The sequence below is a fragment of the Meiothermus granaticius NBRC 107808 genome (assembly GCF_003574355.1).
GTDB classification, from domain to species: Bacteria; Deinococcota; Deinococci; order Deinococcales; family Thermaceae; genus Meiothermus; species Meiothermus granaticius.
Genome location: NZ_QWLB01000021.1, coordinates 1 through 21,792, shown reverse-complemented (window position 1 = coordinate 21,792; position 21,792 = coordinate 1). Strand labels below are relative to the sequence as shown.

The 21,792-nt window shown below is 65.0% G+C and carries 18 protein-coding genes; 6 read left to right on the top strand and 12 right to left on the bottom strand.

What is annotated here, in order from left to right; translation table 11 throughout:
• Position 1: 1 nt before the first annotated feature.
• The 5 genes from Mgrana_RS08775 to Mgrana_RS08755 all read right to left on the bottom strand — a co-directional run bounded on the left by Mgrana_RS08775 (position 2) and on the right by Mgrana_RS08755 (position 5,415).
• Positions 2-1,357, bottom strand: a complete 1,356-nt coding sequence (locus Mgrana_RS08775; protein ID WP_119357236.1) for a carbohydrate ABC transporter permease — start codon at positions 1,355-1,357, stop codon at positions 2-4.
• 121 nt (positions 1,358-1,478) lie between these two features.
• Entirely contained in the window at positions 1,479-2,672 is a 1,194-nt protein-coding gene (locus Mgrana_RS08770; protein ID WP_119357235.1) for a sugar ABC transporter substrate-binding protein, read from the bottom strand.
• A 159-nt stretch (positions 2,673-2,831) separates the two neighbouring features.
• Positions 2,832-3,611, bottom strand: coding sequence for a PSP1 domain-containing protein (locus Mgrana_RS08765; protein WP_119357234.1), 780 nt, complete (start codon positions 3,609-3,611; stop codon positions 2,832-2,834).
• Between the two features lie 93 nt (positions 3,612-3,704).
• Entirely contained in the window at positions 3,705-4,592 is an 888-nt protein-coding gene (locus tag Mgrana_RS08760) for a hypothetical protein (RefSeq protein WP_119357233.1), read from the bottom strand.
• Positions 4,593-4,611: 19 nt separating this feature from the next.
• A complete protein-coding gene (locus Mgrana_RS08755; protein ID WP_119357232.1) occupies positions 4,612-5,415 on the bottom strand; it encodes a metallophosphoesterase family protein in 804 nt (267 codons plus the stop codon).
• Positions 5,416-5,502: 87 nt separating this feature from the next.
• Between Mgrana_RS08755 and Mgrana_RS08750 the strand changes: the two genes are divergently transcribed.
• The 5 genes from Mgrana_RS08750 to Mgrana_RS08730 all read left to right on the top strand — a co-directional run bounded on the left by Mgrana_RS08750 (position 5,503) and on the right by Mgrana_RS08730 (position 12,418).
• A complete protein-coding gene (locus Mgrana_RS08750; protein WP_119357231.1) occupies positions 5,503-6,114 on the top strand; it encodes a hypothetical protein in 612 nt (203 codons plus the stop codon).
• A gap of 15 nt (positions 6,115-6,129) precedes the next feature.
• The gene (locus Mgrana_RS08745; protein ID WP_240631297.1) at positions 6,130-6,348 is read left to right on the top strand and encodes a hypothetical protein; all 219 of its coding nucleotides are present in this window, start codon (positions 6,130-6,132) and stop codon (positions 6,346-6,348) included.
• Between the two features lie 298 nt (positions 6,349-6,646).
• Entirely contained in the window at positions 6,647-8,896 is a 2,250-nt protein-coding gene (locus tag Mgrana_RS08740) for an autotransporter outer membrane beta-barrel domain-containing protein (RefSeq protein ID WP_119357230.1), read from the top strand.
• 155 nt (positions 8,897-9,051) lie between these two features.
• Positions 9,052-11,520 (top strand): putative bifunctional diguanylate cyclase/phosphodiesterase, encoded by a 2,469-nt coding sequence (locus Mgrana_RS08735; RefSeq protein WP_240631296.1) that lies wholly within the window; start codon positions 9,052-9,054, stop codon positions 11,518-11,520.
• Positions 11,521-11,542: 22 nt separating this feature from the next.
• On the top strand, positions 11,543-12,418 hold the full coding sequence (locus tag Mgrana_RS08730; protein ID WP_119357228.1) for an alpha/beta fold hydrolase: 876 nt from the start codon (positions 11,543-11,545) through the stop codon (positions 12,416-12,418).
• Here the strand turns inward: Mgrana_RS08730 and galE are convergent.
• Entirely contained in the window at positions 12,409-13,413 is a 1,005-nt protein-coding gene (gene galE, locus Mgrana_RS08725; protein ID WP_119357227.1) for a UDP-glucose 4-epimerase GalE, read from the bottom strand. The two genes, Mgrana_RS08730 and galE, sit on opposite strands and share 10 nt — an antisense overlap.
• A 79-nt stretch (positions 13,414-13,492) precedes the next feature.
• Here galE and guaB point away from each other — a divergent pair, with 79 nt between their 5' ends.
• Positions 13,493-15,007, top strand: coding sequence for an IMP dehydrogenase (guaB, locus tag Mgrana_RS08720; protein ID WP_119357273.1), 1,515 nt, complete (start codon positions 13,493-13,495; stop codon positions 15,005-15,007).
• A 35-nt stretch (positions 15,008-15,042) separates the two neighbouring features.
• Here the strand turns inward: guaB and kynA are convergent, their stop codons facing one another.
• The 6 genes from kynA to Mgrana_RS08690 all read right to left on the bottom strand — a co-directional run.
• Complete coding sequence (gene kynA, locus Mgrana_RS08715) at positions 15,043-15,873, bottom strand: tryptophan 2,3-dioxygenase (protein WP_119357226.1); 831 nt, start codon at positions 15,871-15,873, stop codon at positions 15,043-15,045.
• Positions 15,870-17,108 carry a kynureninase gene (gene kynU / locus Mgrana_RS08710; protein WP_119357225.1) on the bottom strand — a complete coding sequence of 413 codons (1,239 nt, stop codon included), beginning with the start codon at positions 17,106-17,108 and terminating at the stop codon, positions 15,870-15,872. The genes kynA and kynU overlap by 4 nt, the downstream gene beginning before the upstream one ends.
• A 54-nt stretch (positions 17,109-17,162) precedes the next feature.
• A complete protein-coding gene (locus Mgrana_RS08705; RefSeq protein ID WP_119357224.1) occupies positions 17,163-19,469 on the bottom strand; it encodes a xanthine dehydrogenase family protein molybdopterin-binding subunit in 2,307 nt (768 codons plus the stop codon).
• A gap of 80 nt (positions 19,470-19,549) precedes the next feature.
• Entirely contained in the window at positions 19,550-20,278 is a 729-nt protein-coding gene (locus Mgrana_RS08700) for a TerC family protein (RefSeq protein ID WP_119357223.1), read from the bottom strand.
• A 127-nt stretch (positions 20,279-20,405) separates the two neighbouring features.
• On the bottom strand, positions 20,406-21,098 hold the full coding sequence (locus tag Mgrana_RS08695; RefSeq protein WP_119357222.1) for a TerC family protein: 693 nt from the start codon (positions 21,096-21,098) through the stop codon (positions 20,406-20,408).
• Positions 21,095-21,792: alpha/beta hydrolase (locus tag Mgrana_RS08690; protein WP_147371290.1), on the bottom strand; the 698-nt coding region annotated here is incomplete at its 5' end. The genes Mgrana_RS08690 and Mgrana_RS08695, both read right to left, overlap by 4 nt.

Genomic DNA, 21,792 nt, shown 5'->3' with positions numbered 1-21,792 from the left:
ACTATCGCACCTCCCGCAGCGCCCCGGTCACCCGGAAGTTAACCAGGCTGATCAATACGGTGATGATGAAGATGATGAATGAGATGGCCCCTCCCAGGCCATAGGCCTGCCCTCCATCTGCCTGGAAAGCGGTTTTGTACGCCCAGGAGATCAGGATATCCACCGCCTGGGCAGTGGAGGGCCGGCCCTCCACCGCAGGTTGGGGGTTGATGGCCAGGTAGATCAGGCCAAAGTTGTTGAAGTTGAAGGCAAAAGAGGAGAGCAGCAGCGGGGTGAAAGCCGGGCGCAGCAGGGGCAGGGTGATCCCGGTAAGGGTGCGCCACCCCGAGGCCCCGTCCATCTTGGCGGCTTCATACACATCGTCGGGGATGGTGGTGAGCGCCCCCAAGGTGGCCACCATCCAGTAGGGGAAGGCCTGCCAGACCCCGATCAGGATGACCGCCACCCTAGCCCACTCCGGGTCGCTGGTCCAGGGCACCGGGTAAGCCCCCAGCAGCCCCAGGAAGCGGTTCACCGCACCGAAGTTGACGTTGAGCAGGGCCCCCCAGACTTGGAAGCTGATCACCGTGGGCATGGCCCAGGAGAGGATCAGCAGGGTGCGGTAGAAGCCGCGCAAGCGGAGGTTTTTGTTGTTGAGCAGAAGCCCCAGGATGAGCCCTACCAGCGCGCTCAACAGCACAATCCCAGCCGCGAAAGCCAGGTTCCACAAGAAGATGGGGATGAGGATGCTACCGGCGTTGGCGAAAATCTCGCGGTAGTTGGCCAGACCCACAAAACCATAGGCGTTGACATGGTAGACCAGCTTGGGGGTAAAAGGAGGGGGGGCGCTCAGCTCGATTCGGTTCCCCTCCACCTGGTTTATGGTGACGGTAGCCCGCTGGGTCTCGGAGGTCAGCTCGAGCGGATCTCCAGTGCAGTTGGGATGGGTACAGCGCAGGTTGGCGGCGGCATCGCCTGGGGTGAGGAGCACATTCCCCTCTACCCGCACCACCTGGGTCTCGGTGGAACGGTCGGGCTTGCCGTTCCTAAGCCCGGTGTAGTCGGTGAAGCCAAAATACACCGTCAGCAGGATGGGGTAAAAGGTAAAGGCCAGCAGGAAGCTGATCGCCGGCAGCAGGTAGTACCAGTCGGTGATAAAGGGGTAGCGGCGGGCGATCAGCACCAGCAGCGGGATCAGCAGCACCGCCATGAAGATCAGGATCAGATACCCCGGATAGGGGGTGTCTATGGGCCGGGGCAGGGCCAGCGCCAAAGCTCGGAACAGCAGATAGCCCAAGCCAAAGGCCAGCAGCATGGCCCCGCCGAGTAAACCGATGGAGAGTAGAAAACCCCTGGCTCCTGGAGGAGAACGATACATAGCTAGGCTCCTTGGTGGATTGGGCTGATACCCACAATACCAAAGCCTCTGCCCGTTGATCTTTTATGCGCGCCTCGAGCCCAATGGAAAACCCCCGCCACTGCTGGCGGGGGTGGGGGCCTCACTTGCCCGAGAGGCTCTTTTGAATCTCTGCGACCATGTTGTTCACGATGCTGGGGATGTTGCTGTCGGCTTTCTGGGTGACCTGCGAGAGGGCGTTGCCCCAGGGCCCCCATACCTTACCCATCTCGGGGATGTTGGGCATGGGGAAGCCCGAGGCGATAATCGGGGCAAAACCGGCCACCACAGGGTCATTCTTGAGCTCGGCCACTGCGGCCTTAGAGGCTGGGACACGGCCCCCGGCCTGGTTGAAGGAGATTTGGCTCTGGGGGGAGACCAGCAGCTTGGCAAAGTTGGCCGCAGCGGTTTTGTTCCTCGAGTAGGCGTTCATGGCCACGCCCTGCACCCCAACAAAGGGCCTCCACTGGCCTCCACCCGGAGGGGCCGGCATGGGCGCGATGCCAAAGTCAATCTTGGCCTTTTTATAGTCGCCGATGGCCCAGGGACCGTTCATGATCATCGCCAGGGAACCATCCTTGAACGCGCCATCGGCTACCGCGTAGTCCACCCCTTCAGGGATCAGCTTGTACTTGTAGCGCAGATCCCTGATGAAGGTCATGGCCTTGATCCCGGGCTCACCCCCCAGTTTGACCTGGCTGGTGTCGAGGGTGTTGCCGCTTTTGCCAAAGACCGAGGCACCGTAGGCGGTGAACCAGCCATAGCTGAAATAGGCGTCGTTGAGGTTGTAGAGGAAACCAAAGCGGTTACCGGTGGTGTTGGCCTGGGCTACCTTTAGAAACTCATCCCAGGTTTTGGGGGCAGTCGGGACATATTTCTTGTTGTAGATCAGGGCTACCGACTCCGCGAACATCGGCAGGGCGAAGAGCTGCCCCTTGTAGGTGAGGGCATCCACGGCCACATCGCTGAGCCCGTTGATGTAGCTCGCGGTGGCATATTTGCCCATCGGCTCCAACACCCCTGCCTGAACCATGGCCCCTACCCAGTCGTTGGGGATGCTCACGATGAGGTCGGCGGCCTGCCCTTGCGGAGCCCCCAGGATGAACTTGTTCTGAATGTCTCCAAACGGCACCTCAACCACCTCGACCTGGGTGCCGGTGGATTTTTGGAACTTGGCGGCCTGATCTTTGAGCCAGGCCACTTCAGGCCCGCCGTAGTGGGTCCAGACGGTCAGCTTGCCCTGAGCCAGCCCGAGACTCAGGGCGGCCACCGCAGCGATGAGCAGTGCTTTTCTCATACCTCCTCCGTTTCTCACCGACCTGAAGACAGTCTTTGGCAGCGTTTCCACGTTGACCCCAACGGGAATTTTGCCTCTGTCTTCTGTGTCAGCAGTATCTTACCAGAACCGCGGCGGCCGTAAAGATGCCTGGAAAGATTACAAGGTTTCGCCCGCCCCTCACTCCCGCCGCAGCTCGCTTTTATGGGCGGTGATCAGGCTGCCCTCCTCGGTGAGGAGGTCCACGGTGCCGGCCAGGGGGTTGAGCTTGGCCACCTTGCCACAGGTCCCGGCTACGGTGCAGACCTTCGCATTTTTGCGCGGCAGGTCGGCCAGCAGCTCGAGGTACTGCTCGTGCTCATACTGCAAGCAGCACAGCAATCGTCCGCAGGGGCCCGAGATTTTCTCTGGGGAGAGGGGCAGTTGCTGATCGCGGGCCATCTTGATAGAGACCTGGGCGAAGTCCTGCAGCCAGCTCGAGCAGCAGGCCTCCATGCCACAAGCCCCCAAGACCCCCAGGTAGGCGGTGTTGTCGCGGGGGCCAAGGGCCACAAATTCCACCCGGGCCCCGGCCAGCCGGTTGATCTCACCCACCCAGCGGCGCAGGTCAATGCGCTCCTCAGCGGAGTAGTGCACCGCGATATGAGAGCCCTCGAGGGTGAACTCGCAGCCCAACACCTTGGCCCGCACCCCCTCGCGGCGCAGCCGGGCCTTGAGCCACCACTGCACCTCCTGGGCCTTGGCCTTGAGCCGGGCCTGGGCGCTGAAGTCTTCGGGGGTGGCCATCCGCACCACCTCGCCCGAGGCCCGGGCCAAGCGCGGGGTGGTGCGCACCTTGGCCATTTCCAGCCCTCGGCTGCTCCGCACCACCACCCAGCTTTCGGGAGGGGGGGCCTCGCCGGTAAAGCTGTAGTCGTATATTTTGGGTCCGTGCGTGAACTTCACGCCGACGCAATCCATGATTCCTCCTATTGCCATCCCACCCTGTGGTGGACGTGATCTCCTGAACCGTAGCCCTTTATAGCCTAACCCAAGTGGGCCGAGGAATCGAGCTTAGGGGCTCAGTCGGGTCAGCCGCAGGGCCAGCAGGGTTTGCACCAGATCCTCGCTGACATAGCCCTCGAGCGCATCCTGGGCCTCGGCCAGGCTCTGCAGGGCCTGCCGGTACCGCGGGGACTCGGGGTCCCAGGCCTGGCGCAGACGCCGGCTCAGGTAGGAGAGGCCCCCCTCTAGCTCGAGCAACAGCCGGAGGGCCTCCAGGGTGGGGGCCGGGCCTGTCCGCAGGGCCTCGAGCACCCCCTCAGCCCGACCCGTTAGCTGGGCAAACTCCGCAGGGTGCTCGAGGGCCCAGCGGGCTTTGCCGACCGAGCCCTCGGCAAACCCCAGCACCTCGGGGTCGGGGCTCAGGGTGCGCAGCAGCGCCTCGGGCAGGGGGGCAAAGGCCACCTCGAGGCTGCGGCTGACCAGCGTGGGCAGCACGGTTTCGCGCCCAGGAGCGATCAGGATGAGCCGGGTATAGGCCGGGGGTTCCTCCAGCACCTTCAGCAGGGCGTTGGCTGCGGACTCGTTGAGCAGATGGGCCCCGTCAATCGTGGCCACCTTAACCCTGTAGCGGGGATAGGTGGAGATCCAGTCCAGCAGGTTTTCCCCCTCTTCGCCTTCGCGCGGTGCGATCTGCTCGAGGCGGATCTGCGGAGCCCGGGCCCTCTTGCCCCCTTTGGTCTCGAGGTCGGGGGCGATCTCCCGATAATCGGCGGGCGGGGTTTGGCGGCAGGCCTCGCAGTGCCCACAAGGGGGAAACCCCTGCGAACAGTTCAGCCCACGGGCAAACCATTGGGCGACCGCCCTGCGCCCCACCCCCTCCGGCCCGGTAAACAGCAAGGTCTGGGCGTTCAGCCGGGGGAGCAGCTCGAGGATGCGTTGGTGGCCGAGGATGGTCATGGATAGGGCGGCCCAAGGGCTATTTCCCCAGCACCAGCCGCTCGTAAAGCCACATGGGGAAGTTCTCATGGTGCAGCCGGGTGAGCACCTGCTCGAGGTTGTACTTCACCCGAAAGAACTCCACGCTGTCCTCCTGGCTGTCCCAGATGGCATACGCGGCCCCCGGCACGCCGTCTCGCGGCTGGCCGGTGCTGCCGGGATTGATGATGGCCCGGGCTTTGGGGGCCAGGATCAGCTCGCCGCCGCCGGCGTAGCGCTGATACCGCACCCATTTGCTGCGCGGCCCAGCGTCCCCGGCATAGCCCCGGGGGGCTGGGGGGGAGTCCTCCGAAGCCTCGTGGGGACGGATCGGAGCCGCTTCCAGGCTCAAGTAAGCCCCTGCCAGGTGGGTGTGGCCGTGAAAGGTCCAGCGGTGGTGGGTGCGGTTGAACACCTCGCGGGCCTGCTCGATCTCCTCGAGGTAGGCCAGAGGGTCCAGCGGGCTGCCGTGGACCATCAAGGCCCCTTCGACCTCATGGGTCCAGGGCAGCTTGGAGAGGTATTCGCGGTTTTCTGGGGACAGGCGCTGGGCCTGCCAGGCCAGGATTTCCAGCACCGGGCCATCCACCTTCATGCTGCCGATGTCGAGCAGCCAGACATCGTGGTTGCCCATGACCCCTTTGGCATCCACCGATCGGAGCCAGCTCACCACCCGGTCGGCATCGGGATAGTACCCTACGGCATCGCCCAGGAACAGCACTTGGTCGTACCCTCTGGCCTCGTTGAGGATGGCCTCGAGGGCCGGCCAGTTGCCGTGAAGGTCGGAAACGATTAGGTAACGCACAACATCCAAATGATACCGGAAAGCCGCTCGAGCCAAAGGTCGGAGCGCGGCATTTGTCCCCCCGTTGGGCGGGGTATGCTTTAGCCCATGAGCCTCGGCGTTCTTTCCGAACCCGGCTGGCTGGAGCAGCGGCTCAGCCAGTACACCCGCACCTTTGTGGATGAGTACGGCACCTTTTATGCCCACCTCGAAGGGGGCATGGGGGGGGAGACGGTGTTGCTGTGGGCCGCCCGCGCTGAGGCCCCGGCCCTGTTGACCGCCCTGCCCAAGGCCTTCAAGGGTCGTCTGGTGCTGGGGCTGGACGCCTCGCCGGGGTATGCGGGGCCTTTTGCCCGGGCCCTGCACTGGGCCAGCCCCCGGTACGCCCTGATCGTGGGGGAAGGGGAGGGGGTAGTCTGGGGTTACCCCGGTGGAAAGCAGGTGGGGGAGGCCTGGGTGCCCTGGGACAACCCGAAGGAGGCGGAGCGGCTCGAGGTTCGCCCCCGGCCTGATTTCGCGTACCTCGAGACCCTGGCCTACGCCCCATGGAAGGCCCCCGAGCCCATGCCTGGGCTCCTAGCCCAGGCCCCGGCGCCCCAGAGCCGGTTTCGGGTGGGGGCGGTGGGCTGGGAGCAGGGTATACCTACCTATGGCTTGGGTCTGATAGGCTTAGAGGAGAGCTTGCAGGCGCTCCTGGCGTCCTGGAGAATCACGGTTTAGAACGGGAGGAACATCGTGTTGGGTTGGACACTGGCTATTTTGTTCACCATCGGGGTCGTTTTGGTCACGACCTTGTTGTACCTGGCCCTGCGTCCGCGCAGCGTGGAGTATGAGGGGGAAGGCGCCGATCTGCGCTTCATCGGTTTTGCCCTGTTGCTCATCATCCTTACCGCTGCGACCATCCTGGTCATGCTGCTGCTGGGGCGGGTGGGGCAGGCCACCTTTCACTTCTGAGACCCTTTGGGGCAGGGCCTCCCGCAGGGGTGCGGGAGGGTCTTTCTCTCTCTGGCCCGTCGGGGGAGCTCAAGCCCGAAAATGCCCCCGTGTTCTGGCTGGGCGAGCCCGGACGGGCATAAGTTGGGTCTAATCGCTCTAATCTACGTTACATTAGTCGTTAAGACTTGATGACCTCTCGAGCCCCCCCTTAGCACGAGGTTACGCGGTGCGCATCTTGGCGGCCCGCATCGCTTGAAACCCTATAACGGGCAGATTACGCCGCAGCCCCTACGCTTGATCCTGGAGGCAACCACAGATGAATCCGAAACGAACTTCCTGGCTTTTAGCAGCTTCGGCCTCGTTGTTGCTGCTGTTGGCGGCCTGTACCCCCTCGGGCCCGGCCAACGGCACCCTGGCCCTCACCGTCAGCGCTCCCAGCGGTGTAACTCCCAACATCACCGTCTCTGGGCCCAGCGGCAACTCCTCCGCCAACGCCAGCGCGAACTTGAGCCTCAAACCCGGCACCTACACCATTACCGCCGCCAACGTACAGAGCAACGGCTACACCTATGGAGGCACCGCCTCACCGGCCACGGTTGTGGTGCAGTCGAGCAAAACCGTCGCCTCAACCGTGACCTATGCGGCCACTACCGGCAAGCTGACCATCACCCTGAGCCTGCCGACCGGGGTGAGCAATCCCGGCGTTACGGTGAGCGGGCCGGGTGGGTTCAGCCAGTCCATCACCACCTCCCCCCAAACCCTGACCAACCTGGCCCCAGGTGACTACACCATCACCGCACCGGATGTACCGGGGTATAAGAAGGCCGTCTCCGGTGGCGGAACCGTCACGGTGATCGCGGGGCAGGAGGCCAGCGGTAGCGTGGCCTATACCCAGGGCTTGGGCACCATCACCGTCAACGTCAGTGGGTTGCCCCCCAGCTCGCCCCAGACTCAGATCACCCTGACCCAGACCGCGGGCGGCAGCTACACCGCTTCCCAGCCGGTCAGCACGAACGGCCCGGTGACCTTTAACGATGTGCCCACCGGCACCTATACCGTGAGCGGGGCGGCGGTCGCGCTGGGATCGGTGAACTATACCGCGGCCAACGCGACCGCGACGCTGGCCAATGACGGGGATAGCACCACCGCGGCCCTTACCTACGTGGCTGGAACCCGCTCCTTGACCGTCACCGTGACCGGAGCCTTCAAGGCTGGGGCCAAGCTGGTGGTGACCGCCACCCCTAGCAGCGGAACCCCGGTGACCCAGACCGCCACCGCAACCGCCAACGGCACCGGCAGCCTGACCCTGAGCGGCTTGCCTGGGGTGGACTACACCGTGAGCGCCCAGGTCCTGACTGCGATCGACACCTATGCCTCCGCGGGGGGAGTGCCTGCGCCGATCGGCAACGATACCCCCAGCGTGCCGGTGACCCTGCAGAGCGAAGGTTGGCTGTTTGCGGCGGGGAATGGGAAGCTGGCCGGGGACGAAAACATCCTGGCGGCCCTGGGGAGTAGCCTCGAGACCCCCACCCCCTCCTTCGTGGCTGACCCGGCCTTCACCCCCGATGCCCCCGGCACCACCCCGGCCATCGTTCGGGTGGCCTTGGACCCGGCCAACTACTTCTACATTGCCCGCCAGCGCATCAGCTCCTCCGCGCCCTGCCTCGGTGGTGCTTCTTGCGACGCCATCGAGGTGTATACGCCGGCCAGCTACACCGGGATCACCGATGGCAGCGGCTTTGCCCCTACCGGTAACGGCAGCTTCACCATCGTGACCTCGTACTCGGGGCAGCCGGCCACGATCTCCGACCTGGCCTTCACCAGCGGGGGGGACCTGTGGGTGACGGCCCGCGGCTCCACCGCACCGGGTGCGGAGCAGCCCGGCGGGTTGCTGTGCTACTCCCAAGCCGCCCTCACCCAGGCCAAGAACGCTCAGCTGACCACCCCTCCTAACCCCAACCCCACCCAGCTCCAGGTCTACCAGCGGTACTACACTGCCGCCGGTGGGGTTCTGGATGATGCCCGGGCCCTGGCCTTCGATGCCGCGGGGAACCTGTGGGTGGCCTCCGCCACCAAGATCTCCCGCATTCCCGCCTCGGCCCTAACCTGTAAGTATCAGGGCACCGGGGTCGGGGATGGCAACGATCCCCGGGCATCAGACAACGCCCCGGAGACGGTCACCCCCGACCTCGTGCTGACCCTGCCCCCTGGAGCCGACATCTTCAGCCTGGCCTTTGACCCCAACCGCAACTCCCTCTGGGCCACCGACTACACCGCGGGCTCGGTGTTCGAGATTCCCTTCTCCGGTGGGGCCAACGCCACAAGTGGCCTCATCACCACAGGCACGCCCTTCACCACCGGCCTCACCAAGGCGGCGGGCCTGCTCCTGGACAAGCAGGGCCACCTGTGGGTGGGCACCGATAACGGCGCTTCGAGCACGGTGCAGGAGCTGATCCCTGGCACCACCCTCACCGCGGGCCGCACCCTGGCGATCCCAGCGTCCTACCCGGCGGATCAGCGGGTGGGCATCACCAGCCTCGCGATCGCCACCAAGGCTTTGCCCTAAACCCAGCCGCGCTCGAGACCCCCGCCCCGTGCGGGGGTTTTCTGTTTTGGCCCGGCAAACCCGGACGTAACGCAAATGGGGGCCGCAGGCGGTGGGCTTTGCGGTACACTTTGGGTGTCGTACTGGGGTTCCTCGGCGAAATGTGGGGTTGAGCATTGAACACTGGACGGTGGGTTCGTGGATTGCAAACCCGGTGGCTCGAGCTGCTGGGGGGATTGGTGGCCCTGGTGGGGTATGCCCTGTTGTTCCTCGAGCTGTACCCGCGGGTGGGGGCGCTGTTGCTCCTCCTGCCCCTGCCGGGGTTGCTGCTGCTGAGCTGGGGCCTGGGCCTGGTGGGGGCGGTGGTGATTGGGCTGCTCAACCTGGGGATGCAGGCCCTTTTGCTCTGGCTGAGCAAGATGGAGTGGAGCCTGGAGACCCTGGAAACCCTGGGGCTTACGGCGGGGTCGGGGCTGATCGCCTGTGTCGCGGTGGGGTTGTTTCGGCTGCAATCCGATCGGCGGGCCCAGGCCGAGCGGGCCCTGGCCGGCAGCCAGGCCCGGGCTGGGCGGCATGCCCTCGAGCTGGGCCTGCTTTCCCAGGTGCGGGAGGTCGCCGAAGGCCTGGAGCCTCAGGCCCTGATGACCCAGGTAGTCCGGGTGCTGGGCGCATACCCGCGCTTCCGGGCGGCGGCCACCTACCTGGCCACGCAGGAGGAGGGACCGGTGGAGCGGGTTGCGGTGGAGGGCAGCCTGGGCTCGGAGGAGGCCCTTTCGCTGGAGGCGGGGAGCGTGGCCCGGGCTACGCGGCTGGCCCAGACCATCCTCGAGCGCGACGGGGAGACCGCCCGCCTGGTGGTGCCGCTGCTGGCCAAGGGCCGGGTGCGGGGGGTTTTGGTGGTGGCCGGGCCGGCCTTGGACCAGCGGGACGCCGAGCTCATGGAAGGGGTGGCGGCCCAGCTCAACCTCTCGCTGGATCGGGCCCAGATCTACCGCGATCTGCAAGATCAGGAGCGCCTATACCACACCTTGCTCGAGGCCATGCCCCACCCCATTGGGGTCACCGATGGGGCCACGCTGCTGTACTTCAATGGGGTTGGCGTGGCCGCGCTGGGGTACGAGAGCCCCAAGGAGATCGTGGGGCAGCCCCTGGCCCGCCTGGTTCACCCCGACTCGCTGCCCCGGGTGGCCGAGCGGGTACAGCGCATCCTGTCTGGGGAGCCGGACTGCTTTGAAGAGATGACGGTGCTGCTCAGAAGCGGGGAGCCCCTCGAGGTGGAGGCCCGGGGCACGCGGTTTACCGTAGGGGGGGAGAACCAGATCATGGTGGTGGTGCGGGATGTGCTCGAGCGCAAGCGCCAGCAAGCCCGCATCGAGTTTCTGGCTTACCACGACCCCCTGACCGAGCTGCCCAACCGCCGCAAGCTGTGGGAGGAGGCCGAGCGGCTCCTGGTGACCGACCGGCGCAAGCGTGAGACCCCCGCCCTGATCTACCTAGACCTAGACAACTTCAAGATGGTCAACGACACCCTGGGGCACGGGGCCGGGGATGAGCTGTTGCGCCAGGTGGCGGCCCGGATCAAGCTCGAGCTGCGCCAGGGGGATATCCTGGCCCGGCTGGGGGGGGACGAGTTCGCCGTTCTGCTGGCCACCGCCGACCGGGCCAGCGCTCAGGCCACGGCCCGGCGCATTTTGGGGGTTTTTGCAGCGCCGTTTGTGGTGGGGGACCACTCCCTGCACATTCTGGGCAGCCTGGGGGTGGCCCTGTATCCGGAGCACGGCGGTACCCTGGATGAACTGGCCCGGGCCGCTGACGTGGCCATGTACCAGGCCAAACAGGGCCGCGCCGGGGTGGCGATCTACGACCCGGAGCAAGACCGCAACTCCCTCGAGCGCTTGCAGCTCGTGCAGGAGTTGCGCACCACCATCCGCGAGGGGCAGTTCTTGCTCCAGTACCAGCCAATCTTAGATATCGAGAACAAGTTCATCGCCAAGTGGGAGGCCCTGGTGCGCTGGGCCCATCCCACCCGCGGCCTGCTGCGCCCTGCGGAGTTTGTGCCCTTGGCAGAAGAGGCGGGGCTGATCGGCGAGCTCGATTTGGCGGTGCTGCGCCAGGCCGTGCGGGACCACAAGAGCCTGGGGGGAGAGCTGACCATCAACTTCTCCGCGGCCACCCTGGCCCACCCCAGCTGGGTGCGGGAGGTGGTGCGGGCCTTGGTGGATGAGGGGATGCAGCCCGGAAGGCTATGGCTCGAGATCACCGAGTCGGCCCTCCTGCCCGAGCGCCAACGCTGGCTGGGGGGGCTGGTGGCCCTGCGCGGGCTGGGGGTGCGGGTGGCGCTGGACGATTTCGGGATGGGGTACTCCTCGCTCTCCCACCTCAAGCAAGTCCCGGTAGACCTCATCAAGATTGACAAGAGCTTCGTGCAAGACATCGGCGAGGGGAAGGTCTCGGAGGAGATTCTGGAGGCTGTGCTGGGCTTGGCCGAGGCGTTTGGCCTCAAGACCCTGGCCGAGGGGGTGGAGAATCGCCTGCAACTGGACTGGTTGGCCAGGCATGGGTGTAACTTTGCCCAGGGCTACTATGTGGGCTTGCCCATGAGCCCGGAGCAGGCCATGGAAAAAGCCCTCACTCGGGTGCTGTGAGGGAGTGCGTATACTGCAAGGCATGCGCGAAGAGATTGGCCTGGTCAACCTGGGCGAAGTGGAGCTGTACCTCGAGGATGTGGGCCCGGAGGATGCCCCAGTGCTGGCGGTGCTGCACGGAGGGCCGGGGGGCTCGAGCTACGCCTTGCGGGAGGGCTTGGAGGATGAGCTCGAGGCCTTTCGGGTGCTGTACTTTGACCAACGCGGCTCGGGACGGAGCCCGGAGCTCCCGGCGGAGCCCCGGCTATTTACCCTGGATGCTCTGGTAGAAGACCTCGAGGCCCTGCGTGAGTATCTCGAGGTTGAGTCCTGGACCCTGCTCAGCCACGGCTTTGGGGCCCTGGTGGCCCTGGAGTACGCCCGCCGCTGGCCCGGCCCGGTGCGCAACCTCATCCTGATCAATCCCTGGACCAACTTCCCCTGGCTGGCGGCACAGCTGTATCGGGGGGCGCTCGAGCTGCAGGGCTTAGACCCCCAAGGGCCGGAGGAAGCCCTTCCCCATGACCCCGAAGCCCTGCTGGCCGAGGCCTTCTCCGCGCTCGAGCCCAAGGCGGTGTTTGACCACCTGATGTTTCCCAGCGCCCACAGCCGCATGGAGTACGAGTGGGTAGCCGAGGGCGCGGGGCTCCTGGGCCTGGACACCCCAGGGCAGATGTTTGTCAAGAATGGGCTGTGGCGTCTGGACTACACCGCCTATCTGGTCGAGCAGCGTGCTCCCCTCACGGTGATTGTGGGGGAGCAAGACGGCACCGCCTACCCCGAGGCCCAGACCGTGGCCGACCTGACCGGGGGTGGGCTCGAGGGGATCGCGGGGGCCGGGCATTACCCCTGGATTGACCAGCCCTATGCTTTCGCCGAGGCCCTGCGCTTGGGGCTCGAGGCCAGCGATCAGGCGTAACCCAGGATGGCCTTGCGGCGCTGGCCCCACTCGAGCGCGCTGCGGATGCCGTCGTCAATGGAGTGCTCGGCCTTCCAACCCAGCAGCTCCCAGGCCCGGTCGGCGTTGGCGTAGGCTCCAGCCACATCGCCGGGCCGGGGTGGGGCCTCGCGCTTGGGGATGGTTTGGCCGTAGACCCGCTCAAAGGCCGCAACCAGCTCCTTCACCGTTACCCCGGTTCCAGTGCCCAGGTTGATCACCGCATAGGTGTCGTGGACCTTGGCCAGCACCTGATCAAACTGCTCCACGGCTTTGAGGTGGGCCATGGCCAGGTCCCAAACGTGGATGTAATCGCGGATCCCGGAGCCATCCCGGGTGGGCCAGTCCACCCCGGTGATCTGGAACTCCGGGAGTTTGCCCAGGGCGGTGTCTACCAGCTTCCCGAGCACGTGGGAGGGTTCGCGGGCGTGGATGCCGCTGCGCAGCTTGGGGTCGGCACCGATGGGGTTAAAGTAGCGCAGGGCAATGCCCCGCAGGCGGGTGGCCCGCGAGAGGTCTTGCAGCACCATCTCCATCATGTATTTGGTGCGGGCATAGGGCGAGCCGGGCTTGAGCGGGGCCTCCTCGGTTACCTTGAAGCCGGGTACCGCGTCGTAGATGGAGGCCGAGGAGCTGAAGACCACCCGGGGATACCCCAGCCGCTCGAGGTGGTTGAAGAGCTCCAGGCTCTTGCAGACATTTTCGTGATAGTAGCGGTAGGGCTCGGCCACCGACTCCGGCACCACGATGAGCGCAGCACAGTGGACGGTGGCCTGGATCTCGGGGTGCTCCTTGAAGATGCGCTCCAGCAAGGCTTTATCGGCGATATCGCCTTGGTAGAAGATGCGCCCATGGGTGAAGGCCGCCGGTCCGGTGACCAAAGAGTCCAGCAACACCGGAACGTGGCCGTGGTCGAGCAATGCGCTGGCGATGGTGCTGCCGATGTACCCGGCTCCGCCGGTAATCAGTACCTTCATGGCTGCGATTGTACCCCCTGTGAGGCCAGTTGGGGGCAGGTTTATGGGGGGCCGGGGGCTTTGCTATACTTTTTGGAATATGCTGGAATCATCCAACAAAACCCGCCCCAAAACCGAGAAAATCCTTCAGGAGGGCCTAACCTTTGACGATGTGTTGCTGATCCCGGCCTACTCAGAGGTGTTGCCTCGAGAGGTAGATACCCGCACCCGCCTGACCGCCAAGCTCTGGCTCAACATTCCGGTGCTCTCCGCGGCGATGGATACCGTGACCGAGGCCGAGATGGCCATCGCTATGGCTCGAGAGGGGGGGATCGGCATCATCCATAAGAACATGAGCCCCGAGGAGCAGGCCGCTCAGGTGCGCAAGGTGAAGCGCAGTGAAGCCGGAATGATCCAAGACCCGGTCACCCTTCCCCCCACCGCTACCCTCGAGGACGCCGAGCGCTTGATGCGCGAGTACAAGATCGGGGGGTTACCCGTGGTGGATTTCTACGGCAAGCTGCTGGGGCTGGTGACCAACCGCGACCTGCGCTTTGAGCGGGACCTCAAGCGCAAGGTCTCTGAGGTCATGACCCCCTTGGAGCAGCTGGTGACCGCCCCGCCGGGAACCATCCTGGAAGAGGCGGAAGAGTTGCTGCGCACCCACAAAATTGAGAAGCTTCCGCTGGTAGACCACGAGGGCAAGCTTCGCGGCCTGCTGACCCTCAAGGACCTCACCAAGCGCCAGAAGTTCCCCTTTGCCGCTAAGGATGCCCAAGGGCGGCTGTTGGTGGGGGCCGCGGTGGGGGTTTCCAAAGACCTGCGTCACCGCGCTAAGGCTCTGGCCGAGGCCGGGGTGGATGTGTTGGTGCTGGACAGCGCTCACGGGCACTCCAGGGGAATTTTAGAAGCGGTGCGCGGCCTGAAGGAGACCTTTGGCGATGCGCTGCAGGTGATCGCCGGGAACATCGCTACCGCTGAGGGGGCCCGGGCCTTGGCGGGAGCCGGGGCGGACGCGGTTAAGGTGGGGATTGGGCCGGGTTCAATTTGCACCACGCGGGTGGTCACCGGGGTAGGGGTACCTCAGATCACCGCGATTTTGGAAGCGGTGGCAGGCCTCGAGGGCACCGGCATCCCGGTCATCGCCGATGGTGGGATCAAGTACTCGGGCGATGTGGCCAAAGCCCTGGCGGCTGGGGCTCATACCGTGATGCTGGGCTCGATGTTGGCGGGGACCGGGGAAGCCCCAGGGGAGGAGGTGTTGCGTGAGGGGCGACGCTACAAGCTTTACCGGGGTATGGGCAGCCTGGGCGCGATGCGGCAGGGCTCGGCAGACCGCTATTTCCAAGACCCTGGGAAAGCCTCGACCCGGGTCGAGGCCAAGAAGTTGGTTCCAGAGGGCATTGAAGGGATGGTGCCTTACAAGGGGCCGGTAGGGGACGTGCTGTACCAGATCGTAGGGGGATTGCGGGCGGCCATGGGCTATTGCGGTACAGCAGACATCGAAGCCTTCCGCACCCAGACCCGCTTCACCCGTATTACCGGGGCTGGCCTGATCGAGAGCCACCCGCACGATGTGGTGGTGACCAAGGAAGCCCCCAATTATTCAAGGTAGGTTTAGCGCCAACCAACCCCAGGCCAGGGGCAGGCCTACAGCTCGGTGCGCACCTGCCAGAGCTCTGGAAACAGCACCACCTCCAGGGCTTTTTTGAGATACCCTACCCCCGCGGTTCCCCCACTGCCCCGCTTGTAACCGATCATTCGCTCCACCGTGGTGAGGTGATTGAAGCGCCAGCGCCGGAAGTTATCTTCCACGTCGATGAGCTTTTCGGCCAGGTAGTAGAGGTCCCAGTGCGCCTCGGTGTGGCGGTAGACCTCGAGCCAGGCCCCGAGCACCTGGGGGGTTGGTGTGTAGGGTTGGGCGAAGTCGCGCTCCAGAACTTCTGCCGGGATGCCCAGTCCGCGTTGAGCCAGGATGCGCAGCGAGAGGTCATAGAGGCTGGGCGAGGTCAGGGCTTGCTCGAGCAGCCGGTGGTGCTCCGGGCGGTGTTGGTGGGGCCGCATCATGAAGGGGTTGCGGTTGCCCAGTAGGAACTCGACCAGGCGGTACTGATACGACTGGAACCCCGAGGCCTGGCCGAAAGCGCTGCGGAACTCGAGGTAGTCGGCGGGGGTCATGGTCTTGAGCACTTCCCAGGCGTTGGTCATCTGTTCCTGGGCCCGAACCACTCGGGTAAGCATCTTGAGGGCGGGATCAATAATCTCTTGTGCCAGGAGCCCCATCGCGCTCTGAAGCTCGTGCACGATCAGCTTCATCCACAGCTCAGAGACCTGGTGAATGACGATGAACAGCGTTTCGTCATGTGCGGAGGTAAGGGGGCGCTGGGCCGAGAGCAGGGTGTCCAAGGCCAGGTAATCGCCGTAGGAGAGCGACCGGCTGAAATCGGTATGGGCTTCTTGGTAGGAGCGGTCGGGGTTCATGTGACCTTCTCCCGTACCTGAAAGCGCGGTTCTTGCCACTTCTGGTTGCGCATCACGTCCTCCAGTCGCCGCACGGCCTCGAGCACCTCCGCATAGCGCAGGTAGAGAGGGGTAAAGCCGAAGCGCAGGATGTTTGGAGCCCGGAAATCGCCGATCACCCCAGACGCGATCAAGGCCTGCATGATGGCGTAACCTTCAGGGTGGGCATAGGCTACCTGGCTGCCCCGACGCTCGTGCGCCCTGGGGGTCATGAGCTGAAAGCCATACGCGGAGCACAGGGGTTCCATCTGCTCGATGAACAGGTCGGTTAGCCGCAGCGACTTCTCCCGCAGAACGGCCATGTCCACCTGATCAAAGACCTCTAGGGCGGTGTCCAGCGCGCTCATCCCCAACACGCTGGGGGTTCCCACGGTGAGGCGGCGGATGTCCTCGGCGGCCACATATTCCGGCAGGAAGGCGAAGGGGGCTTGGTGCCCCATCCAGCCCGAGAGGAAGGGGAACGCCGCAGCTTGATGCCGCCGGGCCACAAACACGAACGCCGGTGCACCGGGGCCACCGTTCAGGTACTTATATCCGCAGCCCACCGCGAAATCCACCCCGCAATCGTTCAGATCCACGGGGAAAGCCCCAGCGCTATGGGCCAGATCCCACAGGCTCAAGGCCCCGTGCTGATGGGTGAGCTCGGTGATCCGGCGCATGTCGTAGCGGTAGCCGCTGCGGTAGTCCACCTCGGTGAGCATCACCACTGCCACCGAATCGTCAATGGCGGCCTCGAGCCCCTCCTTGTGCACCCAGCGCAGCTCATACTTCCCGTTCAGCAGGGCGTTCACCCCCTGGGCGATGTAGAGATCGGTGGGGAAGTTATCTATGTCTGAGACGATAACCCTCCGCTCAGGCCGCAGCCGCAGGGCCGCCAATAGGGTTTTGAACACATTGATGCTGGTGGAGTCCGCCGCCACCACCTCATCCGGTTGGGCTCCGATCAGGCGGGCAATCTTGGCCCCTACCTTTAGGGGCAGCTCCATCCAGCCGTGTAGGTTCCAGCTGCGGATGAGGTCGGTGCCCCATTCCTGTTGGATGACCCGCTCGAGCCGAGCAGGAACCGCCCTGGGCAGTACCCCCAAGGAGTTCCCATCCAGATAGATCAGGCCTTCGGGGATGCGAAAGGCCTCACGCTTAGGGCCCAAGGGGTCATTGCGGTCGAGCAGTTCAACTTCAGCCTGGGACTGGCTCATGCTGGCATGATACGCCTATTGTCCCCGGCCTGGAACCGCCAAACCCCGTCCGATTCACCCTGCCTGGAGGGCCCGCCAGAGCTTTTCCGGGGTCAGCGGCATGTCCAGGTGAGCCACCCCCAGCGCGTCCAGCACCGCGTTGACCACCGCTGGGGTGGCCCCGATGGCCCCGGCCTCACCGATGCCCTTGACCCCCAGCGGGTTGGTGGGGGAGGGGGTCTCGGTGTGGTTCCACTGGGCCCAGGGCACCTCGAGGGCCTGGGGGAAGTGATACTCGAGGAAGTTTCCGTTGAGCATCTGCCCTTCCGGGTCGTAGACAATTCCCTCCCATAGGGCCTGCCCAATCCCCTGGGTGACCCCGCCCTGCACCTGCCCCTGGGCCAGAAGCGGGTTGACAATAGGCCCGGTATCATCCACCGAGACGTACTTTAGCACCCGCACCGTCCCGGTCTCACGCTCCACCTCGACCATGGCCAGGTGGGTTCCAAAGGGATAGTTGGCGTCCTTGAGGGCGAAGGTGGCATGGCCCTCGAGGCCCGGGTCCATTCCCGGAGGCAGCTTGCGATGGCTGAAGGCGGTGCTGAGGATTTGGCTCATGGGGATGGCCTGATCGGTGCCCCGCACGCCCCACGCCGCCTGACCGGAGGGGGTTTGGCTGAGCTCGATGTCCTCAGGGGCGGCCTCGAGCAGATGGGCCGCGATCTTGACGATCTTCTCTCGCACGATCTCGCTGGCTTTGAGGATGGCCGAGCCGCCCACCGAGAGGGTGCGGCTGCCTGCGGTGCCCATGCCGTAGGGAATTGCCAGGGTATCGCCTTGGACGATCTGGATTCGGTTGAGCTCGAGACCCAGCCGCTCCGCCACGATCTGGGCGAAGCCGGTGGCCGTGCCCTGGCCGTGGGGGGAGGTACCAGTGAAGACCGTAGCGCTGCCATCGGCGTTGATTCGCACCCCGCCGCTGTCCCAGCCGTACCCGGTGATCTCCACATAGCTGCACAGCCCGATCCCCACCAGGCGCCCTTGAGCCCGGGCCTGGGCTTGCTCTTCGCGCAGGGCCTTGTACTCGGCAACCTCGAGCAGTCGCTCCAGGGCTTCGGGGTAGGCTCCGCTGTCGTATTTGGCCCCGGTGAGGGTTTTGTAGGGGAAGGGCCCTCGGATGAAGTTCTTGAGGCGCAGCTCGGCGGGGTCGAGGCCGAGCTCGCGGGCAGCCAAATCCATCAGGCGCTCGAGGTAGTAGGTCGCCTCAGGCCGTCCGGCCCCCCGGTAAGCCCCGGTGGGGGTAGCGTGGGTGTAGACGCTGTGGAGCTCGAGCTCGACCGCCGGGATGACGTAGGGGCCCTGCAGCATCAGCAGCGTTCCTGGGGCATTGCCCAAGGTGGTATCGAGGATGTAGGCCCCCAGATCGGCCACCACCCGCCCGCGCAGCCCAAGGATTTTCCCGTCGGCCGCCAAGGCCAGCTCGAGGTCGGCCACCTGAGCACGCCCGTGAATGGTAGCCAGAAAGCTCTCCCCCCGGCCCTCCACCCACTTCACCGGTCGGCCCAGGGCCCGGGCCAGATGGCCGACCAAGATCTCCTCGGGGTAGATGTTGATCTTGGCCCCAAACGCCCCCCCCACATCCGGGGTAACCGCCCGCACCTGGTTTTCCGAGAGACCCAGGGCCTCGGCCACAGCGGTGCGCAAGGCGTGGGGCATTTGGGTGGAAGACCACACCGTAAGGCTCTCCCGCACCCGGTCCCAGGCCGCCAACACCCCGCGTGGCTCCATGGGGGCGGGGGCCACCCGCTGCTGCACCAGCCGGGCCCCCACCACCTTGTGGGCACCGGCAAAGGCTTCTTCGGGGTTTCCCGCCGTGGTTTTGCGCTGAAAGGCCAGGTTGGTTTCCAGCTCAGGGTGCACCAGGATGTGGTTTTCTAGGGCCTCGAGCGGGCTCACCACCGCCTCCAGCGGTTCGTAGTCCACCATCACCGCTTGGACCCCGTCCTCTGCCGCGGCTGCGGAGATGGCCAGCACCGCCACCACCGGTTCCCCGACGTAGCGCACGTGGCCTCGAGCCAGCACCGGATGCTGCACCACCCTGGCCCCGCTGGCTCCCTCCCCTGGGGCGGCCAGCTCGGGGAGGTCGGCGGCGGTGAACACATGAACTACCCCGGGAACCTCGAGGGCCCCCGCCGCATCCACGGCATTGATTTTGGCGTGGGCATAGGGGCTGCGCAGCAGGGCCAGGTGTAGGGTGTCGGTCTGGGTCAGGTCATCCAGATAGGCCCCCTGGCCGCGCAGCAGCTTGGGGTCTTCCAGGCGCTTGATCGGCTTGCCGATGAGTTTTTCGGGTGTGGATCGGGTTAGGGTCTCTTCCGCCATGACCCTATGCTACAAGAGCGCACTGAGGAACTTTTGGACTGGAGCACCTTTAGATGCCAGGCCCCCCGGCTGAAAAACGGCTACGGGTTGGAGTGCTTGGGGGTGGGTTTGCCGCTTCGCAAAGCCCACACCGTGCCCAGGATCAGAATGGCAAAGGTGATGCCCAGAAAAATTTCCTTGGGCAAGGCCAGAACCAGGCTGGGATTGTGCAACAGAACCTCAGCCCCGTGGTTCCAGCCCTCGAGCCCCAGCTTGACCCCCGCCCACCCCACCACCGCGTAGGCCACGGCCTCGAGCCGAGGGTAGCGCTCCATCACCCCAATCATCCACCCGGCGGCCAGCCGAATCAGCAAAATGCCCACCGCCACACCGGTGAAGATCACCCAGAAGTTTTTGCTGAAGGCCACCACCACCAGCACCGAGTCAATCGCGAAGGCCAGGTCAATCACATTGACCATCACCACGATCCGCCAGAAGGAGCGGGCTGCGGCCTGCGCCACAGTGTCTTCGGGGGCGTGTACTGCGTCTTCGGCGGGCTTGCTGTTCCAGAAGAACTTGGCCGCCAGATAGATCAGATACAGCCCCCCCAGGAGCTGAATCCACCACACCTTGATGATGAGGGTAGCGAACAAAAGCGCCAGCCCGCGCAGCGCATAAGCCCCGATAATGCCGTACAGGAGGGCCTTTTTGCGCAGCTCTGGAGGCAGTGGCCGCACCATCACGGCCAGAACCATGGCGTTGTCTACGGAGAGGATGGCCTCGAGGGCCACGATGATCAGAATGGCCAGAACCGCTTCGGGAAGTCCCACGCCCTTCAGGGTAGATGATCTTGGGTGGCCCAACTGCAAGACCCATGCTGGTGACGCAAAGTGAAAAATTTGCTACAGTGGTAACCGCGCCCGAAAATAAAACTGTGGCCTGATTCACTTTGTGGAGTCAGCGTTCCCGCCGGATGGCATACCAAAGCCCCAGCAGGAAGATCACCCCGGTCACCCCCAGAAAGAACCCCTGCTCCAGATGCACCGCCCAGTTGGGGTGGTGCTCGACCTGCTCGGCAAACCCCGACCACCCCTCCAGGGCCAGCTTGAGCCCAGCCCAGCCCACCAGCAGAAAGGCCACCGACTCGAGGGTGGGGTAGCGCTCCAAAAGCCGCACCAACCCGCTGGCCGCTAGCCAGATGAGGGCCATCCCGAGGAAGGCCCCGATGAAGATGAGGGGATAGCTTTGGGTGAAGGCCACCACCACCAGGATGGAATCCACCGAGAAGGCCAGGTTAACCGCATTGAGCTGCAGCACCACCGCCCAGAAACTGTTTTGCCGGGGGGCTCGAGCAGGCTCAGAGGGCTCCTGGGGGCTTCGCAGGGCGATGAAGTGGTTCAGGCTGAGGTACATCAGATACAGCCCGCCCAGCACCTCCGCCCACCACAGGTGAATCAGGTACACCGCCAGCGCGATGGCAAGCGCCCGTAAGGCCAAGGCCCCCACCCATCCCCAGAACATCGCACGGGAGCGCTGCCGAGGCTCGAGCGGCCGGACGATCAGGGCCAGCACCAAGGCATTGTCCGCAGAGAGCAAGGCCTCCAGCGCCACAATGGTCAGGACGATGAGCAGGGCCTCGCTCCAGCTCATCGCTCACCGAACAGAAAGCGCAACCCAGGAACCAGCCCTTGCCGCCAGGTCATCCAGTTGTGCCCGCTGGGGCGCTCTGTGTAGGCATGGGGGTACCCCTTATCGGCCAGAACCGCCGCGAAGCGGCGGTTGGGGGCTAAAAGCCATTCGATCTGACCGGTCTCGCAGTAGAGCCGCAGGGGTAGTCGGGCCGAGGCCGCGTATTGCTCGGTGAGCCACTCTGGGTCCTGAAAGGAGTCCCCACCGGTAGGGCTGGCGGTTAGGCAGGCCGATTGGGTTCCCACGGCCTGGAACAGGGAGGGGTGGCGCCAGGCCATCCACAGCGAGACCAGCCCGCCCAAGCTGGCTCCCCACAGCCCCCGCTCGGGGGTTGGGCCATAGTTCCGTTCGACCTCGGGCAGCACCTCATCCAGCAGGTAGGCTTCGTAGCGCAGGCTAAACCAGTACTCCTCGCGGCGGTTGTCTGGTTCGACGAAGACCATGCGCACCGGGCGCAGTTCATTGCGCTGGCTCAGGGCCTCGGCGATCTCGGCAAACTTGGCGGTGCGGAAGTAGGCCACCCCATCGTGGATGTAGAGGGTGGTTTGGGCTGGGCGGCTGGGTTGGTAGACATAGTAGCGCCGGGTTTTGCCAAAAGCCTTGGACTCCAGCCGGTGCCGCTGAACCTCGACCGGGGTTGGGGGTAGGGGAGGGG

Bases quoted from the DNA above. Each gene is read 5' to 3' on its own strand.
- Mgrana_RS08750 (WP_119357231.1), top strand. From the start codon at position 5,503: ATGAGCCTCGGCGTTCTTTCCGAACCCGGCTGGCTGGAGCAGCGGCTC.
- Mgrana_RS08730 (WP_119357228.1), top strand. From the start codon at position 11,543: ATGCGCGAAGAGATTGGCCTGGTCAACCTGGGCGAAGTGGAGCTGTAC.
- Mgrana_RS08760 (WP_119357233.1), bottom strand. From the start codon at position 4,592: ATGACCATCCTCGGCCACCAACGCATCCTCGAGCTGCTCCCCCGGCTG.
- guaB (WP_119357273.1), top strand. From the start codon at position 13,493: ATGCTGGAATCATCCAACAAAACCCGCCCCAAAACCGAGAAAATCCTT.
- Mgrana_RS08770 (WP_119357235.1), bottom strand. From the start codon at position 2,672: ATGAGAAAAGCACTGCTCATCGCTGCGGTGGCCGCCCTGAGTCTCGGG.
- galE (WP_119357227.1), bottom strand. From the start codon at position 13,413: ATGAAGGTACTGATTACCGGCGGAGCCGGGTACATCGGCAGCACCATC.
- Mgrana_RS08695 (WP_119357222.1), bottom strand. From the start codon at position 21,098: ATGAGCTGGAGCGAGGCCCTGCTCATCGTCCTGACCATTGTGGCGCTG.
- Mgrana_RS08740 (WP_119357230.1), top strand. From the start codon at position 6,647: ATGAATCCGAAACGAACTTCCTGGCTTTTAGCAGCTTCGGCCTCGTTG.
- Mgrana_RS08705 (WP_119357224.1), bottom strand. From the start codon at position 19,469: ATGGCGGAAGAGACCCTAACCCGATCCACACCCGAAAAACTCATCGGC.
- kynA (WP_119357226.1), bottom strand. From the start codon at position 15,873: ATGAACCCCGACCGCTCCTACCAAGAAGCCCATACCGATTTCAGCCGG.
- Mgrana_RS08775 (WP_119357236.1), bottom strand. From the start codon at position 1,357: ATGTATCGTTCTCCTCCAGGAGCCAGGGGTTTTCTACTCTCCATCGGT.
- kynU (WP_119357225.1), bottom strand. From the start codon at position 17,108: ATGAGCCAGTCCCAGGCTGAAGTTGAACTGCTCGACCGCAATGACCCC.
- Mgrana_RS08765 (WP_119357234.1), bottom strand. From the start codon at position 3,611: ATGGATTGCGTCGGCGTGAAGTTCACGCACGGACCCAAAATATACGAC.